Raw genomic sequence first — 20066 nt, forward strand, 5'->3', positions numbered from 1 at the left:
AATCTTAAAGGATTAAACTAGAGTGATTTTCTCAGCTTGTGGACCTTTTTGACCTTGAGTGATTTCGAATTCTACTTTCTGACCTTCAACAAGCGTACGGAAGCCGTCACCTTGGATTGCAGAGAAGTGAGCGAAAACGTCAGGACCGTTTTCTTGTTGGATGAAACCGAAGCCTTTAGTTTCGTTGAACCACTTAACTGTACCAGTAGCTTTGTTAGACATGTCTATTTCCTAAATATCTAATTTTATGTAAATCTTCGCCTAATCGGCGCTTATAGCGTGGAAAAATAAATTGCTATTGCGTACCACAGGACGGGGGAGTTACGAGTAATCCAACGAAATGTGAAAACAAAGAACTTTCTTTCTAGCCGTGTTCGAGTCTAGGTTAATTACGGGTATAGTCAACATATATCGACCCATCAAGGGCAAATATTTGTATCTAGTCACTTTTTATACGGTGTATTTTTGATGAATTTTCAAATAAATGACGTTGTTGTGAAGTTTTTGGAGAATAAAATGAATTTTATTATACAAATTTGACTATTTTCCCTAATTATTGTCCAATCTGGTTCGACCATTAAGGAGGAAGTATGGTAAAGAACAAATCTAATCCTCAGCCAAATGAATTGAATCAAGATACCGAGTTTGGCAGAGGGGAAATCAAAGACAACGCACTTAAAGCTGTCGTCACTAGTCAACTGTTTAGAACGCGGGTTGTGAAAGCCAAAAAAGGCAAAGGCAGCTTCAATCGGAAAGCAAAACATAGAGGCAAAGAGCCCTATTCAAAGTTCTCACTAAAGTGGATTTTGAATAGGGCTTTTTTCTTATCTGAAGGTGATGGCGAGAGGGTGTTTTAGCGTTCTATTTTTGGAGAGTAAATTGAGTAAGCCGTGATTTGCCCCGCAACGATAGCAGAGAACATAAACAGCGCAGACAGACCAATACTTGGAATGGGTAAAATAGATTGTTCAAACACGGATTGGCTTGCGCTTACTAAGACGCGGCTACCTGGAACCAAAATGATGATGCCTTGAACAATGTAGATAGAGCCAGTCAGTTCCATCTTTTTCGCAATCCAAGTTCCGTATAATGTAATCAGAACTGTAGTTACCCAAGTCCCCACAACCCAGCCACTTTCGAAACCAAGATAAAAAGGTCCCCACATGCCCAGCATTGCAACGGGTAAGCCAAGCAGAATGTCGATAGGGCGAGCGTTAAAGATCACTCCAAGGCTGGCGGAAATTAAGAATAGTCCGCTGATGTGCATCCAAATCGGGATTTCATTGGTGTAGGCGATGGATTGCGCTTGTCCCCAAATGGCTTCACCGATATTGAGCCCCATGGTGATGCCAACAAACAACTTGATCAACGTAAGAGCGCATTGCCCCAATAAACTGGTCCCTGATACCAAATCATTAAACGCGAGACATTCAAGGGAGTTAGCGATGGAGAGTCCGGGTACAAATAAGACAATCGTTGCGATACATAGCGCCCAAACAGGGATCGGCAGTCCAGTGCTGGACAGGTACGCAACAATAATACCTGTGAACAAAGCTGCAATGAACTCAACTGCAATTGCACGTCTCGCTCGGCAAACTTGCTGGCATCCCCAGACCATAAAACCAAGAATAAAAGCAAAGCCGACCGCTTCTAAAGTACTGCCGACCAGCATCAAGTACGCGGGTGGAATGCCCATATTCGCCAATGCAATAACCCATGAAGGATATCCAGCAGGCTCTGGGACGGGTTCGCTACTCGGTTGGTTGATTCGAATGATGGTGTTAGCTAGCAAACTTAAGTTGATTGAAGCTGGTTTCAAGCGCTTGAGTACCACTGCATTGTTATCATCTGGAAATTGATAATTGATCGCGGTTGGCGTGGCTTGAATCATCACATCCACGCCATGTTTTTGCGCGTAGTGCTGAGTGTATTTCTCTACTTTGTATGGCGCACAGCCACTACGATGCAGCGTATCGCCAATTTCGACGATTTTGTTAATTCTATATTGAGAAGGCATGGCGAAAGCGAAAATTTCGAGTCACAAAAAAATTGCGCGTAAGTTAACAAAGTGATTCTTGTCGAGCGAATAATCATTAACTTTTTTGTGTGATTTTGTGGACTGTGTCAGGTGTTACTCATGTCGCGAAAAGGCTCAACCCAGAGAAACTCGGAGTTTCGAACTTTTATTCATATTAAATTCATAACAATTCGTGATGATTCTATAAAATAATCTAATGTAAAAGTGCCATTTTTCAGTGTAAAGGTACTAATTTAGATTCATATCAATAAGAGTTGCTACCTAAAGAAAGAACCTCTGCTATACCTTTAGTTCTATTTAAGTCTTAGATAGCCCTTTAGGGTAGGTTAGTGAGAAGTAGGTATGACCTTCATGCGTTATAGTACTAATGATTGGAAAAACACAATATTTGGCATGTTTCTGCTGCTTATTGTTGCGTTCCATTCCAGCGCAGTCTACGGGCACGAAACTAAGCAAGGCACCTTGATTGTTGCCAACTCCAAAGCTTGGAAACCCTTCTCATACCTTACGCCAGACGGCGAGCCGCAAGGCATCTTGATTGATTTCTGGCGCGAGTACTCCGTTCGCAATGATGTTCATGTGAAATTTCTTTTGCTTGACTGGGAAGAATCTTTACTAGCAGTAAAAGAGGGACGAGCAGATATTCATGCTGGATTGATATTTTCTGCAGAGCGCAGCCAGTATCTGAACTTTGGCACAGTGATTATGCCTATCGATACTCAACTTTATGTAAACAGTGACCTGTTAGGAATTGACGTGGAATCGGTGCTGAAAGGTGAATCGGCAATGGAAGTTGGTTTGGTGAAAGGAGGATACGAAGAGACTTTCGTTCGTAAACACTATCCGAACGCGGCAATACGGTTGTTTTCGAATAATGATGCGTTGCTAAAAGCGGTTACGAGTAAGCAAATTTTTCTGTTTGTCGCTGATACCCAGGTATCCAATTTCTACATGGCAACAACACCTGACTCGGTGACTTTCTTACCCGCATTGCATCTTTACAGCAAAGATTTAAGAATCGCGACGGGTGACGGCAGTGCAAAGTCGATTGAAGAGGTATCGAGGAATTTTGAGATAGTCATGGAGGCAAATAAGGACCGGATCCTCAGTCGTTGGATTCATGTTAAAACCGTCTATCCAGCGTATCTTGCTCCACTTGCTGTTTTTGCGCTGATTATTGCTGCCATGTTCCATATTTTTTCACTTAAGCGTACGGTTGCTTTGCGTACTCGGCAACTCACTATGGCGAATCAACAGCTTTTTGAGCTCACCCTGACTGACCCTCTCACTAAGCTTTATAATCGACGTCACTTGATAGAAAGGTTAGCGACGTTAAGTACAGTAAAAAGAAACCTGACCGTGATGGTGTTTGATATTGATGACTTTAAATCCATCAATGATCAATTTGGACATTTGGTTGGGGATCAAGCTATTGCTGCTGTCGCGAATACAGCAAGATCTGTCATCGATGAAAGAATGACTTTAGCGCGCATTGGTGGTGAAGAGTTTGCCTTAGTAACGGCTTCGCTCTCTGCTGAGGAAGCAGAAGTTCTTGCTCGTACAATTTGCACCCAAGTAAATTGCGCACCAGTGACCTTAGATGGACAAACGATTAGCGTGAGTATCAGTTTAGGGTGCGCGTATTATCCAAAATTTGATGAACAACCAAGCCTGCAAGATGCTGATCAATTTATGTACCATGGCAAGGCAAACGGGAAGAATCGCGCTGTGTTCCAAATCATCAACAGAAACAAAGTGGAACCATTACTTCGTAAAGCTCAGTAAAACTTTGAGCGTGCTCTCGCTGACCTTCATCCTCTCCTTGCTATACTGATTTGAACTCCCTGTTTTTATTGTCATTTCTGACGCGAATAGTGTTGGATTTCAGTGTCGAGGACGGTTATGCGTACTGCTTGGTTATCTCTACTGTGTTGGTCCATTTCATTTACTGCTGTGGCTGAAAGTGCTTTTGATATCGTGCAAAAGTCAGATCAAGCAATGCGCGGTGATTCCAGTTATACCGAATCTACCATGGAGATCATTCGTCCTGATTGGACTCGGTCGATGACCATGAAGAGTTGGACCAAAGGGACGGATTTGTCTTTGGTGTTGGTTACAGCGCCAGCGAAAGATAAGGGCAGCGCTTCTCTAAAACGACAAAGAGAAATGTGGAATTGGGTGCCGAGTATTGAACGCGTCATCAAAATCGCGCCATCTATGTTGAGCCAATCGTGGATGGGCTCTGACTTCACCAATGATGACTTAATTAACCAGTCCTCTATCGTGGTCGATTATCAACATGAATTGAAAGGTGAGGATGTGTTTGATGGTGACAAGGTTTGGGTGATAGACGCCGTTGCGAAGCCCGATGCTCCCGTGGTTTGGAGCAAAGTAACGTTGTGGATTTCCAAATCGACCTATCTGCAGCGCAAAGTGGAATTCTACGATGAGTTTGATGAGCGAGTGAACGTGATGACGACTTATGACGTGAAAGAGCTCGGCGGGAGAAAATTAGCGACCAGAATGGAAATGCAGCCGCTTGATAAGCCAGACAACAAAACCGTACTCATTACCCACCAAGCGCAGTTTGACTTCGGTATCGATGACAGTTTTTTCTCTCAGCAACAGATGAAATCGCTGCGCGACTAAGTTTGGATAAATCAACGGCTAAAAGAAGAAACGGATAATCAAACATCAACGGAAGGAAGCGAATCAATGCTCGTGAAACTAGCTTGGCGAAACCTCTGGCGACAAAAACGCAGGACACTACTGACGGCGTCTGCGTTGGCATTGGTGCTGTTTCTTTCACTTATTACGCGAGCGTTTCAAGAAGGGAGTTATACGTCCAATATCAAAAATGCCGCCAAGTTTTATACCGGGTTGATTCAACTGCAAACCCCCGAGTTTGGTGACTCTTCCAGTATTGATGATGTCTTGCCACAAACCGCTTCTTTCATTTCCGCGGCGAAAAACAATCCCAATATTGATGTGGTATTACCTCGGGTAGAATCTTTTGCTTTAGCCGCAAAAGATGAACGCTCGAAAGGCGTGATGGTACTAGGCGTTGAGCCTGAAGCTGAAAATCAGTACTCCAATATCAGCGACAAATTGATTGAGGGAAGCTACATCCAATCAGGGCAAAAATCAGTGCTAGTCGGTGGTGGTTTAGCCAATTATTTGCAACTCAAGGTTGGCGATGAACTGGTGCTTTATGGTGCCGGTTATAGGGGACAGACCGCGGCAGGTTTGTATCAAATCTCGGGCATTCTTCATTTTCCTTTGCAGCAGCTTGATTCTCAGTTGGTGTACATGCCGCTCGATACAGCGCAAAGACTGTATTCATTGGATGACCAAGTCACCGCGTGGGTTTTAAATACGGAGAGTTTAAGAGCGTTACCCAATACCGTCGCACAGCTTAAAGCCGAGTATGGCAAAAATGTCGCCGTGAAAGATTGGAAAGAGTTGTCGCCAGAAATGGCACAGCAAATCGCCTTAGATAAAGCGGGCGGTATTTTCTTGATTTATATTCTCTACGGTATTGTTGGTTTTGGCTTGTTCGCGACAATCTTGATGACGACATTGGAACGCCAGCGCGAGTTCGCCGTCATGCTGGCAACCGGAATGCTGCGCTCCAAGCTCGTCCTTCTGCTCACGATAGAGTCTCTGTTTATGTCCGTTATTGGCATCATTATTGGGCTTATCGTGAGTGCTCCTGTGTTGGGATATTTCTACTTTAATCCAATCGAAATTACCGGCGATGCTGCCAAGCTCATGCGGGAAAGTGGTTTTGAGCCTATTGTGCCCGTTTCGCTCGACCCACACTTACTGCTCAATCAAATCGCCGTCGTGCTGTTCATTCTTTTATTATGTCTGCTTTACCCAATGGTTCGCATGTTTCGAATGCCCATTGCGGCAGGGTTAAAAGGAGGTGCTCATGCTGGTTAAGTTGGCTTGGCGTAACTTGTGGCGCAACAAGTTGAGAACCTCAATCATGCTCGGAGCTATGGTATTTGGCTTGATGGGCGTGGTTGCCATGATGGGATTCATGAATGGCTTGGTCGATAGCATGATTAAGAACGCCATCTCTTGGCAAACCAGTCATTTGCAGATCCAGCAAAAGTCCTACTTAGTCAATCCAGAGCTAAAAGATGTGATTCCCGATGCGGATAAGATAAGCAAAGTGTTGGCGAGTAACCGAGAAGTGAAAGCTATCTCTGAGCGATTTTTAGCAGATGGCATGATAGCGTCGGCGCGCAGTACACGTGGTATTCGCATCAATGGCATTAATATCGAGCAAGAGCAAAACATCACGCCACTCTCGAAACATATTGTCGACGGGGAATGGTTGAGCGAAGAAGGTAGAAATCCGATTTTAGTATCGAGCAAGATAGCTGAGCGATTAAAGCTACGTGTCGGCTCCAAAGTGGTACTCACTTTGTCTGATGTCAATGGAGAGGTTGCAGGTGCGGCATTTCGTGTTCGAGGCATATTCAAAACACCATCGACAGGGTTTGATGACGGGAATGTCTACGTTCGAAAAGCGGATCTTGAAAAGGTAGCGGGGCTGAGTGGCACGCACGAAATCGCGATACTCCTTACTTCTAATAACGATGCTGAGCTCAAGCAGTTACTGGCGTTCACTCACTCTATTTTGCCGCCGGAAAGTAAAGGCTTGCTCAGTGTGAGACCTTGGCAGGAGATCCAACCTTTGCTCTCTACCATGATGAGCACGATGGATGTTTCTAACCAAGTGATGCTGGTGGTTTTTGTGCTGGCGATGACCCTTGGCATCATCAATATCATGCTGATGTCGGTGTTTGAACGCACGCGAGAGTTCGGTGTGTTAATGGCTGTCGGCATGCAAAAACACAAGATACGCTTGTTGATTGTTTTTGAAACCTTGTTCCTCGGATTAAGCGGTTGTGCGCTTGGGTTGCTCGGGAGTGCAATAATGCTCAAGGTGCTGAGTATTACCGGATTGTCGCTGGCTGGTATGGCGGAAGGGCTAGGGGCTTATGGCGTGGATACCTTGCTTTATCCACGGGTATCAATAGCGGAATATCAAATGATCATTGTCGCAATTTTTGTTGCCAGCCTTATCGCAGCCCTGTATCCCGCACGACAAATTTTGAAGCATCGACCAGTGGATGCCATGGCGGAGAAAAGCTAATGACCATCAAACTACAAAACCTAACTAAGATTTACAACGCCGATGGTGATTACCCTGTGCACGCAGTGCAGTCGGTAGACTTGGAGATTAAGCAGGGTGAATTTGTTGCGATCATGGGACCATCCGGTTCGGGAAAAACGACGTTGCTGAACATGATTGGAGGTATTGATGCCCCAAGCTCTGGCAAAGTGGAAATCGACGGTTGCATGATTTCATCGATGTCAGAAAAAGAACTGATTGCCTATCGTCGCGATAATATAGGCTTCATCTTCCAAGACTATAGTTTGTTACCAGTGTTAACCGCGCTTGAGAATGTGGAATTCGTCATGCAGCTGCAAGGTAAAACTGAGCGAGAGTGTCGTGAACGTGCGACGTCCTTACTTGAGCAAGTGGGATTGGCGGAACAGATGAATAAGGTGCCAGGTAAGATGTCCGGCGGGCAGCAGCAGCGTGTTGCGGTTGCCCGTGCTTTAGCGCCAAAGCCTCGTTTTGTCATGGCGGACGAACCTACTGCCAATCTAGACGCCAAAAGCACCGCGGAGTTGCTCGACATTATGGAGCAACTTAGTGAACAAGAGGGAACGACGTTTATCTTCTCGACCCATGATCCGCGTGTGATAAAACGTGCACACCGAATTATCGTGTTTGAAGACGGTCGTTTGGCGCGTGATTTCAGTAATATTGATAATCGTGCAGAGAGGTCGCATGCATAGAGCTGTTTCCTATTTGTCTGCGACTTGCACCAAAGCTCTCCAATTCAATACTGGCTTGCTCAGAACAAAAATAAATGCAGTGTTTATTAAGGCGTTAAGCCTTTCATTGCTTAGTCTTCAGGCTGGTTCTGCCTTGTCTGCTGTTCCCGGATTAGAGCCTCAAAAGTCATGGGATTTGGATGGTTACATCAAATACATGGCAACCTACAGTATTCCTGATGGCACTGATAATGCGTTCGATAACCTGATACACAATCGACTTAACTTTGAATACCGTTTTTCCTCTAGCTGGCGTGTGAATGTTGGGCTACGAAATCGAGCACTTTGGGGCGATTCTACCGACTTTCCTGGCTATGCCGATTTGGTTGCGTTGGATTCTGGTTACATGGATTTAAGCAAAAACTGGCATGAAGATGATGTGGTCATTAACAGTCAGCTTGATCGTCTATATCTCACTTGGCAGCAAGATGACTGGGGAGCGCAACTAGGGCGCTTTCGTATCAATTGGTCGATGAATACGATATGGAATCCAAACGATATCTACAATGCGTATTCGATTTACGACTTTGACTATGAAGAGCGGGCAGGTACGGATGCGGTCATGCTGAGCAGAAAGCTGGGCTTTGCCGATGGGGTAGATTTGGTGTTTTCACCAGCTCGTCAGTCAGGGCAGGACAGTACCTCACTGCGTTACTTCGCCAATCAATCGGGATGGGATTATCAGTTTATTGCAGGGCGAGCTCGGATGGATTACGTACTCGGCGCTGGTTTTGCAACGGATGTGTTTGATGCGGGTTTTCGTGGAGAGCTCACGTGGTTTGATCCCATTGATCCAGAATTTGAGGGTGAACCGACTAAAAAGACCACAGTTGCCAGTATTGAATCGGATTACAGCTTTGGCGGCAAACGCAGCTGGATGGGGCGTGCAGCGTGGTTATTTATCTCTGAACCGCAAGATACATCAAGCGCATTGGCGTATTTGAATCTTCCTCTCGATGCAAAAACGTTGAGCTTTACACGAAATACATGGTATGTCGATGTGAGCTTTGACTTAACGCCTCTAAACCGCGTCACGCTCTCAACCAGTTACTACGATGATCATTCCTATTTCCTTGGGATATCGAGTAACTACTCCCTCGCTAATGACTGGCAATTGCTCACGGTAATTCAAAGCTTTAACGGTAGCAGTGGCAGCTTGTTTGGCGAGGTACCTGCGACTTTGTTGTTTGCTAATGTAAAGTACAGTTTTTAAACATATGTTTTAAAAGTGAATTTATTTAACTGTTAGTAAGTGAAGCTCTCCTATCAACTCTGATGTAAATACGATACTGAATGTTGCTCCATAAATCCCAACCCGCTCACGCTTTGACAGTTGAGTGCAGGGTTGATATGAAATTAAATGCAATTTCTTGGTAAAGCTAAAAAGCCTTGTCTACACTCAACGTAAAACGAATGTTATTCGTTGGGTGGCATATTAATTGAGCCACGGAGAAAAGTAGCCAAAGAGCTACACCAGTAAAGTTGGCTGATAAGGACGGGGAAATGAACAACGAGTGTTTTGCTAGGTCCCGAGGTGTCACGGATGAGATGCCAATGAAAGAAACGTTTTCTGCAGGTAAAGATCCTTATGCACATTACCTAAAAGACATCGTGGGGATTGATTTACTCTCTCGAGAAGATGAACTGCATTATGCCAAACTCAATCGAGCGGGGGACAAAGAAGCGCGCGAGGTGATGATCGAATCTAATTTGCGTTTAGTGGTGAAGATTGCCAAAAGCTACTTAAAACGTACTGGTAACAACTTCACGCTGCTTGATTTGATTGAAGAGGGCAACATTGGCTTGATCAAAGCCATCGACAAGTATGATCCTGAGCCGGGTTATCGCTTTTCAACTTACGCAGTGTGGTGGATTCGCGAAAACATTGAAGCGGCATTAATGAACAACGGTCGCACGGTGCGTCTACCTGCTCACGTTTGTAAAGAGATAAATAGCCTTGCGTCGAAAAAGCACGATGCGAGCAAAACCATGAGCAAAGACATCTCCATTTCAGAGTTGTCCCATTGTTCAGGCGTAAAGGTAGAGCGTGTTGATGAGTTAGTCGCGTTGAGCGGCTTTATCGATGTTTCAACAACTGTCGACCTTAATCATGCGCCATTTGTGCTCGAACAGTGCGAAAGCGAATACACAGCAGATCCACAGCAAGATTGCGAAGACCATTGCTTTACTCAAGCACTGGAGCACGTCGTTAACACATTGCCTGTGAAGTTGCAGCAAGTGTTAATTCATCGCTTTGGCTTGTTTGAGCATAATGTGAAAACACTAGCTGAAGTCGGGGACTTACTGAATGTCTCTAATGAACGTGTGAGACAAATGCAGAAAGAGGCAGTAGAGCGAATACAAAAACGTCTTCAGTTTGATGGATGGGTGTAATACCAGTTCAATAGCTTCTAAAAAGCCAGCGTCATTGCTGGCTTTTTTCTATCTGCGTGTTGCTCAGTTGGTCTTTGCTTGTTCTTCGGCAAAAAGCAGTAACTCAAGTTGTGCTTTTGCGGAGGGTTCGAGTGTCCAGATGCTCAACATGCGGTTAAGGGCAGCTCGATACACACGACTCTTGAGTAAAAAAGCGAGGGTGCTCGTGTAGTTGTTCACCACTTGAGTTTGTGTTGCCACTAGCTCCGCTTTGTTTGCGATGTCGATTTGCTCAAGATTGAAATCAGGCAAAAATGCACACTCGTACCACACCTCGACAATCTCGCGGATTTCGAGTTCTTCTTCAGGCACATCAAAGTCCTGTAATGCGTGGTTTTCCGGTATCGCTGATAAATAAACCACATCCAATTTGTCAGCAACAAATGTATACATCTGAATCCTAAATACCTTTATATCTCGGTCGAATCATCTCTCTGGTTTATATCTTTGTCAATTGCATCTGTCTGATTAAAGAGTTAATTGTGAATAAGCGCCACAGTATTAACTTAAGCTGTTTAAGTATTTGTCTGTTAAGCCAAAATATTTCAAGTTGCCGTCTGGCTCTAATACCAAACTCATGTTCGAAGTGGCGATCAACCCCGGATCATTGGTAGAGAACACCACGGTTTTGTTTAGCAATTTATCGGTGAACAAGCGGTTGAAGTACTGAGCATTTTCTTGCTCAGCGCCATTAAATGGTTCATCAATGATGATCAGTGATTGTTCACAGCTTCCAAGCCCCAGCGCGAGGCGCAATTTCTGTTGAATACCGTTAGGTAAATTCTTGCATTTATCTACGCTTAGCTGAGTGTTCAATCCTTCTGGTAACCATGCGTCGAGTTCGAAAAAGCTCACCATCTCTTGCATCTTTTCTGTAGGGATGAGTCCATTATGCAAGATGAAGTTAGTCTCCAGAGAGCCTTCAAAAATATGCAAATTAAACGGGATGTAGTTAATCGAGGTTCGGTAGCGATAGCTGTTGAACTGTTTGATGTTGTAGCCGTCTACCGACACTGCACCTTGGTATCTATCTTCTAAACCCGCAAGGATGGAAATTAGCGTGGTTTTTCCGCAACCTGTCGGTCCACAAATCACCACCTTCGCCCCTGGGGCAATTTTAAATCCGAGATTGGTTAAGCCCGTTGCTGCGCCAGTGTAGCGATGGCTCACACCGCTGCCGACAATGCTGCCTTGGAAGAGGCGAATAGGTGGGCTTTTCTCCAATGTTAGCTTGTCGTCATTCATTGCCATAAGGTTGTTGATTTGCGCAGAGGACGCCTTAATCGATTGGAATTTGGAAATGGAGTTGTAGATACCCATTATCGGACCTAACGCCTTCCAGACTAAAATTACGGTTGCAAGCATGGCACCAGCGTCAGACGTTCCATCCATTACACCAATAACCGCGGTCACGATACTTGCGGTACCTATCACCTGAATCAAACTGCCACCTGCGGCTTGAACCTTGCTGTTGGTCACCGCAACGTTCTCTGCGTCGTTGGTGCTTTGCATGTGTGAAGCACTGAAGCGAGATTGAATCACTCGCAACAGTGGCAAGCCTTGGATGGTTTTGATGCCGCGAAGAATCTCATTCCATTGGTAAGAAACCATGGCGTTGGCGCGAGAGCTCTTAGATGTGGCTTGTGAGTAGATGTAACGAGAATAAACACAGAACACCAACATCAGAATCAAACCCGCCATGACGACCAGTGCAGCAGTTCCTGACATGATGGCAATCGCGACAATGAACACAATAACAAACGGCATGTCGAAGTAGCTCAAGGTTGATTCTGCCGTTACTAATCGGCGGAATGTGTCGATGTCTTTTAAACGTGCCAACTGAGAAGACACGCCGGCGGTGGATGTCATCGCATACGGGAGCCATAACAGCTTGGATATAACCGCTTGAGAAATGTGTACCGCCAAGTCCTTACCTGACGTGGAAATGATGTTGACCCGCATTTTCTTAAAAAAGTATTCCGAGAATCCAACAATCACCGCAAACAACGTGAGCCAATAGAGCGTGGCTTGCGAGCTAGACGTCAATGCGAAGTTGTACACACTCATGATAAAGAAGGGTTGGAGTGCGCCCAAGATACTGATCACGAAGCTGAGGATAATCAAGCTTTTGAGTTCATTGTTGTAGCGATAAAACGCGTATTTAATCCAGTTACTGCGGTCTTGAGATTCAGGTGGCGGCTCCCGGAACAAGCGCGAGTATTCGCTGATCGAAACCAACAAGCACGGCTTCTTGCAGAGCGGGTATTCAATGGTGTTGTTATTGGTGTAATCAAACAGGATCAGTTTGCCGTCTTTAGTGCCCAAGAAAATCGCAGTGAGGTTTTCTATCTCGATAAAACAAGGATGAGGGTGCCCCTCGATGTGCTCCAACGTTTTTAATTTGGTGACGTCACAACGGTAACCAAGGCGTTCAATGGTGGCGATAAAACTGTCGCTGTCTTTTGGTTTAGGGATAAAAGCGTCGCTGAGGATAGAAGGTGTGCCTTCCCATTCAAGCGCAATGAGGGTGTAAGCCAAACCACGAATCAAAGGTGACTGATTGTATCGCTCGTCATAACTGCGAGCCTCAAAGTCCAACAAGCGCTGAGGGACATTATTAAAATCAACCAAAATACTCATTGGTCACCTCCGGTAAGTTTGACGCGTTTGAGGCGATGATTGAGTTTGTCCATCTTGTTGCTGACGATGATGAGGATTTTGTCGTTGGCGCGATAGGCGGTACTGGTCAAAACCAATCGAGCAAAGTCGTCATCATAAACACAGTCGATATCGTCGAAGATCAACACACGTTTGTTCGCGAGTAAGGCACGCACTAACAACAAGGCATAAGCGACTTGGCGCGAGAATGGGTTGCGTAAATGTCCCTTAAGCTCGGTATAAAAACCAGCGGGAAGGGCATCGATTTGTGCTTTGATGTTCATGGTCTCGCAAAGCGCAAATGCGGTGTTGTTTAAGCTCGGGCGGAAACAAGTCAAGTTGTCGATGATGGTGCCTTCAACGAACGAACTGGTTTTGTCGACCATGAGCACGCTATTGCGCCAGACGTTGTAATTGACGTCATCAAGCGGTGTCTCGTTGATTTGGATATCGAGCTTGCTGTCGGTGTTTTGCCGCGTAATGCAATTGGCAAGATGGGTTTTGCCTGCGCCGCTTTTCCCCGTCAGCAAGTAAGCCTGACCGCGTTCAAACTCAATGCGTTGTTTTTCCGAATACTTCACCGAGATGCGCTCGACTTCTGTCGTGTCATTTTGTTGTTCTACAGACGCAGCAAGTTCAAGCAACTCGGCGATTCGTTGAATGTGAAGCTTGTTCAACTCCCAGCGGCTCACCGTGCGCATCACTTGTTGGTATGGTGCGAAGTAACGGTTGGTAAGCATGATGATGGCAGCCATGATGCCCTGGCTAGATTGCATGTTGATAACTGCCGTTGCCAAAACCACGACCACACAAGCGATGGAGAGCTGTTGTATGAGCGACAAGATAAGGCTGAAGTTTGATTCAATTTGCTCGTACTTGATGTTCTCGACTTCACGTTCTTCCACCATTTGTGTCATCAAGCTCTCAACGCGATATTCCATATTGCGCGCTTTGATATCGAGGGGGCTAGAGATGATCTCGATGATTTTCGAAGTGGTTAATCCTTCGATGTCGGATTTGTTTTCTAGGCTGTTGATCTTTTGCTTAGAAAGACTGAGTGCGAACACCGCCAAAACGATGGAGGCGAGCAAGATGGTCACCCCAGCCCAGATGTTGATCAGACCGATAATCAGAATGGTCAGTATGCTGACGGCAAGGTTGATCAATGCCCGTACAGATTCTCCGCCAAAGAAGGATTTAATCTCTGGAATGGTGGCAATACGCTCTAGGTATTCACCGGGTTCTAGACGACGAAACTTCGAGATCTCAGCCAAACAGATGGATTGAAACACCTTGTTGGTTAGGTTGGTTTCGAACTGCTTCATGATCACCGACGAAATCTTCTCTTCCTGATTCTTTAAGTGATAGTCGAGGAAGATGGTGATCAAGATAATGGCAAACAGAAGAAACAGTGTGTCTTTGGCTTGGTTAGGTAAAACACGGTCAAAGATAATCAGAATCGAAAAGGGCAGCACTAAACCAAACAGTGTTGAGATGACCGTTGAGAAAGTCAGATAACACTTGTCAGCAAAGTTAATCTTCTGGGAAAAATGCTCAGTTTGCATTGCGACCTCCTTTCTTAATCGATGGTTTGGAGAGAAGGTGTTTTGGAACTAAGTCTTGATTGCTTCTGCCTTCGATATCGCTCATCAATTGCATGATGCTTTCGATGGATTGCACCGACAGCATGCCTTTGATTTGCTCTAGATTGATCGATTCAATGATGTAGTCATACCGCGCGCTTTCGTAATCACGTAGCGCGCTAAACAGTTTACTCTCCGCTGCCAGTAAGTCGGTTATGGTTCGTGTACCAAGTTGGTAAGCGCGTTGAATGCCTTTGTAGGAGGCGTAGTTGGCACGGATGATGTTCTCGTAACTGCTGATGGCGCGGGAGAAGTCATTAATGTTGAGTACCGAGGTGTTAACGCTATTGCGCGTAGTGAACAACGAATCTTGGTACAGAAGTTCGGTTCGCTCGATGGCAGTTGATGATTTTTGATAACCGTAGTAATCCGAACCGCCGGAGAAAATCGGCACATTCAAGTTCAAACCGACGCTGGTGGAGTTACTGTCTCCTGTTGCGGTTGGGTCGGTTCGGTCATAGTTGTTCGCGTCGTCGTAACGGTAACTGGCAGAAAGCGATACGGTCGGCACAAAGTTTGAACCGCTTTCTTTCAAGCCTCTTCGGCTGCGTTCGACGGTTTTCTTCGCAACCAATAAGTCGTTATTGAGCTTCAAAGCTTGTTCAAGAATCGCGCGTTGTTCGGATTCGCTGATTTCCGCCAAGGGCACGCTTTCGTAGATGTCCTGCGATGGGGTGACTGGGTATTGAACTTGAATCTCTAAACCGTTCAAAATCACACGTCGATCTTTCTCTAAGGTTCTCAAGCGATTGGCGATGCCTTCTTTCTGAGCAATCACCTCATACAACTCGCTCGCCGCAGTGTTGCCAAGCTCCACGTTGCGACGCATTTGGCGTTCACGTGTTTCAGACGATTTAAGCTCGACTTTGGTGGCTTTGATTTGCGCGTTGTTTTTCAGGTACTCGAAATATTGCGTCGCGATTTCAGAAATGGTGCTCTGGATTTTGTTCTCGTGTTTGATTTCTTCAATGTTGAAATCAAGCTTCGCGGTGCCGTATTTGAAGATGTCGCCAAGGTTAAACACCGATTGAGATAAAGACACGCTGTAGCTGTTCGAGTTGTAGCTAGAACGTGTATCCGGTGTTCCCGTTAAGATGGTTTCGTTTTCATTCCATGTGGTATCAGCGGCACCGTTTAAAGAGGGCAGGAACTTAGAACGGCTAATGTCGATGTTGTATTCGTTTTCTTCCACGCCTTTGTCACTAGCGCGCAGAGATAAATTGTTTTCCAAGCCGAGTTTGACCGCCTCAAGCAAGGTGGTCGCCATTGCCGAAGGAGCATTGCTCAATGTAAGCGCTGCCAATACGCAGCTAGTTAAGTTTCTGTACCGCCACATACTTGTTGATCACCTTGATGATTTCGTCGTTTTTATAAGGTTTGCTGATCACGTAATCCATTCCAGCTTCGATACAAGCTTGGTGTTCATTGCTGCTGGTCAATGCTGTCGCACCTATGATGGTGCAAGGGTTTTGTCCGCTCTCTTGTTCGTATTGTCGAATGCGTTTGGTTGCTTCAATACCGCCCATGCCTGGCATGATGCAGTCCATAAAAATGATGTCCGAGCGCTGATTCATGAAGTGCTGAACGGCGTCTGCGCCATCGCCAACGGTGTCGGCTTCGTATTCTTGCTTGCTCAAAATACGTTTGAGTAGAATCTGTTGAACACGGTCATCCTCAACAATCAGGAATGAGCTGTTCTCCATCTGATCTTCAGAGGCTTCCGCTTCCATGATTGCTAACAGATTAGGGATGAACTCATATGGAATCGCAGGAGAGTTCAGAATCTTGTCGACAAAGGTATGGCTCTCTTGTGCTTGCTGAGTGCTAGTAACTGAAAGCAGCAATTTAGTATTTGGGTGATTGCGCAGTTGAGATTTCACGGTTTTGCTCAGTGAGGGCAGTTTGTTTGGCTCAAACGTGTCAGTCAGCATGATGGCGTCGTATTCGCCAAAGGTTTTTGCCGCAGAGAAGAGCTCGTTCGGCGTGCGAATTGGTGTGATCTCTAATCCCAAGTTGACTAACATTTTGTTCATCACATCAATGCGCAGCTGAGAGTTGGCACATAGCAACAAACGTTTATTGTCGAAGCGAGTTTTCTCGGTGTGGAAGCTTTTGGCTTTCAAATCGAGCTGAATTTGAAAACGTTCCTGATTGCCCGATTGATACCAATGGCTCTCGTAATAGCCATAATCTTTCAACACGCTTTTTGCCAAATCGTCTTTGGTTGCTGTGTGCTGTTTATGGTCGCTCCAGTGTAGGGTATTGAGCTTGGCAAACGGCACATCCAGTGTGGTTAAGAAGTTTAGATTGATGGTCAGGCGAGTGTTTTCAATGTCTGACGCCGCGCCCGATTCAATGGTGACAAACAGTTTTTTGTCGGCTTTGAGTTGGATGGCGTTCGATAGCTGTAGGAACAACACCCAGAATAAGCTGGTGGATTGCCCTTCAACACGATTTGGTAAGTTATCCGAAATAAAGCAGTCTAGTTCACCTTCATTTCGCTGCACTTTGGAACTGATGTGAATCATCAATTCAGACAGCACATTCAGCAGTGAAAACTCTTTCGATTTGCTCTCGGTTCCTTGTGAAATGAGTCGGTTGTAGTTCTCTGCCAATTCAGACAGGGTATTGGCAGCCGACGTTATATCTTGCGCCATCAACACGCCGCTCTCATCGGTCTCTTGTACGAGGTATTGCACGCCGCCGTTAATGGTGTTGGTGATGCCACGAATCTCGTAACCAATCAGAGCATAGAGCTGCTTGTAGAGATCGTTATTACGTTTTTGCTCTTCGAGTTTGCTGAAAATCAGTTTTAGGTGAGAGTAGATCTGACGCTGCTTCGGATTGATGCTCACTTCATTGAGCAACTCTTCCAACCTTTGTAAATCCAGTTGTTTGAGTTCTTGATAAAGCCCGTCAAATTCTTGATCAATGTCGCGCTCATTCGAACTGGATTTTCTCAGTTTGAGGATTGCCACTAAATTCGATAGAACGGCGATACCAACTAACACAACAACGACCATAAACAACCAAATGAAGAACTCGTTTTTCTCCATCATTAGGTCGCTCGCATGGTTGTTAAACATGGTGCGATAGTTGTCGTCCATTTGTAGGTAGTTATTGGTGAGCGAAAGATACAGTGCCAACACATCGTCACGCGTTTTTGAGCTGTCCGAGAAGCGATTAATCGCCAGTTCAAGCTGCGTATATTCGGTCGCGCCTACCAAGCTAAACTCGGTTTTGTTGAGTGACGCGAGAGACTTAAACTGGTCAATTTCGTTTTTCAGAACCTCAAAATTGAGCTCTGTTGTACTGCAATAACGCGCGGCTAAACAGCGCTGAAGCGTTTGGATATCAAGTTCGATGGTTTGGTTGAGTTGTTGGGCTTGAACTAACAGAGGTGCGTTTTGCACTTGCTCCACTGAATCCACTTTTTCCCAAGAGACATACAAATAAAAGGCGAGGGCAGCCAGCACCAAGCTGAAAGCAATGCTTAGGCGCATAACAGGAACGGAAATATTGTAGGAAGGTTTGTTACTCATCCATTACCTCTCATCGAACGCGTCTTCGATAGCCGACATAACCGGCTTCGCAGCGTATTCGATAACCCGACGCGACCCTGTTTTCACGTCGGCGGTAAACTCCATGTAAGGGGATAGTTTGTATTGTGTGCCTCCGCGCTCTAGATAGTTTTGGCTGATTTGGATTTCAGCGAGGTAGAATTCAGCGTCCTCTTCTTCATAGGACGAACGGCTGATCGACGCGATTCGACCTTCCAAAAATCCGTATTTGGCAAAGTTGTAGGTGTCCATCTTCACTTTGACTGCCTGTCCGATTTCAACAAAGCCCATGTCTTTACGTGGAATCTTCGCTTCGCCATGAAGGGAGTTATTAATCGGCGCAATGTCCGCGATACTTTCCCCCGGCGGTATCACTGCAGAACGGAAGTTGAAGTGCACTTTATCCACCACACCATCAATAGGGGCGTAGACCACGAGGCGATCCACTTTGTCTGAGTGTTGAGGACGAAGAATGCGTTTCAGCTTGAGATCTTTCTTCGCTTGAATGATTTGCGCTTGGTATTCGGAGTTGCGATTTTCCACCAAGTCTCGGTACTGCTTTTCTAGTTTGTCGAGTTGGAAGCGCTCATTCATGACCGACTCATCGAGATTTTCAATCTCACGCACCATGTTTGATTCTTGAACCTGCATATTCAGAACATCGACATAAGATGCCATTTCTTCTTTGTACAAGGTGTTCTTGATATTGAGCTGCTTGCGAATCAACGAAAGCTGGTTCTCGGAACTTTTGCGGCGCTTAAGCATAGAATCAATCAAAGAATTCTTATGATTGATGTCGTGGGTGATCAACTCTTCATTCGAGCGGTTTTTGGAAAACTCTTGCTGCCAGGTATTCATATTTACCTGAACCAATTCTGGATATTTTTCGATGTAGGCAGAGAAATCGGGCTCCACCATATCGCGCAAGCTTTCATAACGGAGTTTGTCTAACTCGAGCTGAATGATTTCTGTGTTTACCGTATCGAGTTGAGTGTTTCTATCCAAAGAGCGAATGCGCGCAATGGGTTGACCTTCGTAAACCACTTCGCCTTTGCGCACTAACATTTCTTCGAGAATACCGCCTTCAAGGTGTTGCACTTTTTCTACGTCAGACTCCAGCAGTAGCTCACCGCGCACCGACACCACAATGTCGATACGAGCTTGAGACGCCACGGCGATCGCCACCATTGAGAGCAAAAAGATAACCAGCAAGGTTTTGTGGACGCTGGTCATCGCACTGGCTAGCACGATCGTATCGTCTGCGGTCACCTTCGAAGACTCGTTATTGGAAACGAGTGCTTTTCTGAGGTGGTGCTCGATCTGCTTGTTACTCATGATCCACCTCGGTTATTCATCATCTGCGCTGTCATCGATAGAGTTTTCGATATCTAACAGCTGGCTAATTTGCTTGTTCACGTTGTTGAGCTCAGTTTTGATGTCCTCAATCAATTCATTAGGTGCAGGGAAGTGGTGCTTACTCAAATGCTCCAGCTTTGCCATCTTGGGTGGTAAATCATCATCACAAAGCAAGACCAGAATAGTCTTCAGCTTTTTTGAGTAGCCGCTCAGTTCTTCAAAACGGTTTTGTTTATGCAGCATTTCGATGTTGATCGCCGCGCTGCTGAAATCCTTGTAAAAATCTCCCAATAGCAATTGCAGCCCTTTGTGGCTGTTGTCGACTGAGCGCAACAGATTCGTCATGTTTATCATTGTTCCACCGCCCTAATTGCTTTAATGACAATAACTAAGGATCTTTAAATTGCGTTTTCAAATTTTTTTTACCTCTTTCTGGTTAAGCAACAGGAGTATGAA

Annotated in this window: 17 protein-coding genes; 8 read left to right on the top strand and 9 right to left on the bottom strand. The window is 45.4% G+C overall.

Features of this window, described 5'->3' with window-relative positions; all coding sequences use genetic code 11:
- Window positions 1-12 precede the first annotated feature (12 nt).
- Window positions 13-222: a cold-shock protein gene (locus tag AACR11_RS29715; protein WP_005433440.1), complete on the bottom strand. Its 210-nt coding sequence runs from the start codon at window positions 220-222 to the stop codon at window positions 13-15.
- A 368-nt stretch (window positions 223-590) separates the two neighbouring features.
- On the opposite strand from AACR11_RS29715, the gene AACR11_RS29720 reads away from it, so the two are divergent.
- Window positions 591-857 (top strand): alternative ribosome-rescue factor A, encoded by a 267-nt coding sequence (locus tag AACR11_RS29720; RefSeq protein ID WP_029790220.1) that lies wholly within the window; start codon window positions 591-593, stop codon window positions 855-857.
- Here AACR11_RS29720 and AACR11_RS29725 read toward each other — a convergent pair.
- Window positions 854-2017, bottom strand: coding sequence for a threonine/serine exporter family protein (locus tag AACR11_RS29725; protein ID WP_005453681.1), 1164 nt, complete (start codon window positions 2015-2017; stop codon window positions 854-856). The two genes, AACR11_RS29720 and AACR11_RS29725, sit on opposite strands and share 4 nt — an antisense overlap.
- Before the next feature lie 363 nt (window positions 2018-2380).
- Between AACR11_RS29725 and AACR11_RS29730 the strand changes: the two genes are divergently transcribed.
- The 7 genes from AACR11_RS29730 to AACR11_RS29760 all read left to right on the top strand — a co-directional run bounded on the left by AACR11_RS29730 (window position 2381) and on the right by AACR11_RS29760 (window position 10354).
- Entirely contained in the window at window positions 2381-3823 is a 1443-nt protein-coding gene (locus AACR11_RS29730) for a transporter substrate-binding domain-containing diguanylate cyclase (protein WP_029790222.1), read from the top strand.
- Between the two features lie 117 nt (window positions 3824-3940).
- Window positions 3941-4687: an outer membrane lipoprotein-sorting protein gene (locus AACR11_RS29735; protein ID WP_029790223.1), complete on the top strand. Its 747-nt coding sequence runs from the start codon at window positions 3941-3943 to the stop codon at window positions 4685-4687.
- 66 nt (window positions 4688-4753) lie between these two features.
- Window positions 4754-5983: an ABC transporter permease gene (locus AACR11_RS29740; RefSeq protein ID WP_029790224.1), complete on the top strand. Its 1230-nt coding sequence runs from the start codon at window positions 4754-4756 to the stop codon at window positions 5981-5983.
- Entirely contained in the window at window positions 5973-7208 is a 1236-nt protein-coding gene (locus AACR11_RS29745; RefSeq protein ID WP_029790225.1) for an ABC transporter permease, read from the top strand. Before AACR11_RS29740 ends, AACR11_RS29745 begins: the two co-directional genes overlap by 11 nt.
- Window positions 7208-7921: an ABC transporter ATP-binding protein gene (locus AACR11_RS29750; protein ID WP_009699547.1), complete on the top strand. Its 714-nt coding sequence runs from the start codon at window positions 7208-7210 to the stop codon at window positions 7919-7921. Before AACR11_RS29745 ends, AACR11_RS29750 begins: the two co-directional genes overlap by 1 nt.
- Complete coding sequence (locus AACR11_RS29755; RefSeq protein ID WP_029790227.1) at window positions 7914-9173, top strand: hypothetical protein; 1260 nt, start codon at window positions 7914-7916, stop codon at window positions 9171-9173. Before AACR11_RS29750 ends, AACR11_RS29755 begins: the two co-directional genes overlap by 8 nt.
- A 290-nt stretch (window positions 9174-9463) precedes the next feature.
- Entirely contained in the window at window positions 9464-10354 is an 891-nt protein-coding gene (locus tag AACR11_RS29760) for a sigma-70 family RNA polymerase sigma factor (RefSeq protein WP_029790228.1), read from the top strand.
- A gap of 63 nt (window positions 10355-10417) precedes the next feature.
- On the opposite strand, the gene AACR11_RS29765 is transcribed toward AACR11_RS29760, so the two are convergent.
- The 7 genes from AACR11_RS29765 to AACR11_RS29795 form a co-directional block, all read right to left on the bottom strand.
- Window positions 10418-10786: a hypothetical protein gene (locus AACR11_RS29765; protein WP_005453700.1), complete on the bottom strand. Its 369-nt coding sequence runs from the start codon at window positions 10784-10786 to the stop codon at window positions 10418-10420.
- A gap of 108 nt (window positions 10787-10894) precedes the next feature.
- Window positions 10895-13033 (bottom strand): ATP-binding cassette domain-containing protein, encoded by a 2139-nt coding sequence (locus AACR11_RS29770; RefSeq protein ID WP_079325435.1) that lies wholly within the window; start codon window positions 13031-13033, stop codon window positions 10895-10897.
- Window positions 13030-14616, bottom strand: coding sequence for an ATP-binding cassette domain-containing protein (locus AACR11_RS29775; RefSeq protein ID WP_041053448.1), 1587 nt, complete (start codon window positions 14614-14616; stop codon window positions 13030-13032). Before AACR11_RS29775 ends, AACR11_RS29770 begins: the two co-directional genes overlap by 4 nt.
- A complete protein-coding gene (locus AACR11_RS29780; RefSeq protein ID WP_017821589.1) occupies window positions 14606-16030 on the bottom strand; it encodes a TolC family protein in 1425 nt (474 codons plus the stop codon). The genes AACR11_RS29775 and AACR11_RS29780 overlap by 11 nt, the downstream gene beginning before the upstream one ends.
- Window positions 16005-18236 (bottom strand): ATP-binding response regulator, encoded by a 2232-nt coding sequence (locus AACR11_RS29785; RefSeq protein ID WP_079325437.1) that lies wholly within the window; start codon window positions 18234-18236, stop codon window positions 16005-16007. Before AACR11_RS29785 ends, AACR11_RS29780 begins: the two co-directional genes overlap by 26 nt.
- Window positions 18237-18239: 3 nt before the next feature.
- Complete coding sequence (locus AACR11_RS29790; RefSeq protein ID WP_009704725.1) at window positions 18240-19589, bottom strand: HlyD family type I secretion periplasmic adaptor subunit; 1350 nt, start codon at window positions 19587-19589, stop codon at window positions 18240-18242.
- Window positions 19590-19601: 12 nt separating this feature from the next.
- Complete coding sequence (locus AACR11_RS29795) at window positions 19602-19955, bottom strand: hypothetical protein (RefSeq protein ID WP_029790234.1); 354 nt, start codon at window positions 19953-19955, stop codon at window positions 19602-19604.
- Between the last annotated feature and the right edge of the window lie 111 nt (window positions 19956-20066).

Origin of the sequence: Vibrio sp. L85 (assembly GCF_963871815.1) — a bacterium.
Taxonomy (GTDB): domain Bacteria; phylum Pseudomonadota; class Gammaproteobacteria; order Enterobacterales; family Vibrionaceae; genus Vibrio; species Vibrio harveyi.